At 43.5% G+C, this 1499-nt stretch carries 2 protein-coding genes; one reads left to right on the plus strand and one right to left on the minus strand.

Features of this window, described 5'->3' with window-relative positions; translation table 11 throughout:
* Window positions 1-196 precede the first annotated feature (196 nt).
* Window positions 197-400, plus strand: a complete 204-nt coding sequence (locus LYNGBM3L_RS06515) for a DUF433 domain-containing protein (RefSeq protein WP_008180552.1) — start codon at window positions 197-199, stop codon at window positions 398-400.
* Window positions 401-826: 426 nt separating this feature from the next.
* Here the strand turns inward: LYNGBM3L_RS06515 and LYNGBM3L_RS06520 are convergent, their stop codons facing one another.
* On the minus strand, window positions 827-1306 hold the full coding sequence (locus LYNGBM3L_RS06520) for a hypothetical protein (RefSeq protein ID WP_008183798.1): 480 nt from the start codon (window positions 1304-1306) through the stop codon (window positions 827-829).
* Window positions 1307-1499: the final 193 nt, after the last annotated feature.

The following is a 1499-nucleotide window of genomic DNA, read 5'->3' on the forward strand; positions in this document are numbered from 1 at the left end:
GGAAAGCTAGACACCCTTATTGCCAGAGCCGAAGCAGATATTGCTAGCAATCAAGTTAAGGAGCTTAATGAAATCCTTTACGACAGGTGCGACCCGTGGCGAATTTAATTCGCCAAGGTCAAGCGCACCTAAGCTGATTTTTGGATAAATGCTATAAACTAGATTAACCATAAATCTAATCAAAAAAGTAATCATCATGAATTGGAGAGAATACATTCATTCAAATCCCAACATTTTATTAGGTAAGCCAGTGGTTAAAGGCACTCGTTTATCCGTTGAGTTTATTTTAGGCTTGTTTGCTGCTGGTTGGACAGAGTTACAGATATTGGAGAGCTATCCAACACTAACTACAGAATCAATCCGAGCAATCTTTGCCTTTACTATTGAATGTATGCAATAGCTCCCTAAAAAATCTACCTAACCCCATTAAGATGTAGGGTGGGCAGTGCCAAAGATAGATAAGAGCAGCTGGGGATAGCATTAGTAGGCACTGCCCACCGCCCGAATTAATCACAATAGAATATTGATGTAGGGTGGGCAGTGCCAAAGATAGATAACAGTAGCTGGCGATCGCATTAGTAGGCACTGCCCACCCTACTAACTAACTCACTAAAACCCAGATCTAGGGTGGGCAGTGCCAAAGATAGATAAGAGCAGCTGGAGATAGCATTAGTAGGCACTGCCCACCGCCCGAATTAATCACAATAGAATATTGATGTAGGGTGGGCAGTGCCAAAGATAGATAACAGTAGCTGGCGATCGCATTAGTAGGCACTGCCTAGGCTGTTGAGTTTGAATCCCTTATGCCGATAAAAGTTCATGCAGTTTATATGTCAATTTTTGTAGTCTGAAAAATAGCCCGACGCTTGGCCAAGGGAGATTCTCCAAAGTGCTGTCGATACCAATGTTGGACATCACAGAAGGAAACTGTTTCCATGGCAGTTTTAACAAGTTCAGAGGTCAACTGGGTGGTGAGCAGAGGCAGTGTCAAGAGTAAATGCCCCATATGCTTCAGGGATGACCTTTGGGAAAACAGTTTATATTTACCAAACACAGACTCGATGAGATCAGAAGAGGCAAGTAGGGGCTGATTAGGAGGCAATGCTGTGGTTTCATGGTCAATATAGGCAATTAACTTGGCCAAAAAGTCCTCTAATCGTTTCGATAAGGTTAAATCAGCTGTTTGTTTGATAAAGTCTGTTTTCGAGTGTTGGTTAAACCCTTGATGCTTAAGCTGGTATTGGAGGGTGCGCACTAAGAAAAGCATCTGGTTGAAGGGTTCGAGGGCCTCCTGATAGTCCGACACCCAACCCAATTTTTCCTCAAAGTACCGTCTACCGAGGTCAGCGGTTTGGCAAATTAAGGAACCAACGTCACAGAAAACTGCCTCTGAAAGACACCCTTTGAGGGCTTCAATAAAGGCTTTCTGGTCAGGGAAATGGCTTTTGTTTAAGGGGTTTTAAGGCCGCATTGACCTCAGTAGTCAACTGCTCACTCAA

Source organism: Moorena producens 3L (assembly GCF_000211815.1).
Taxonomy (GTDB): Bacteria; Cyanobacteriota; Cyanobacteriia; order Cyanobacteriales; family Coleofasciculaceae; genus Moorena; species Moorena producens.

What these genes read in the sequence shown, in the direction of transcription:
- LYNGBM3L_RS06515 (WP_008180552.1), top strand. Translation starts at nt 197, where the DNA reads ATGAATTGGAGAGAATACATTCATTCAAATCCCAACATTTTATTAGGT.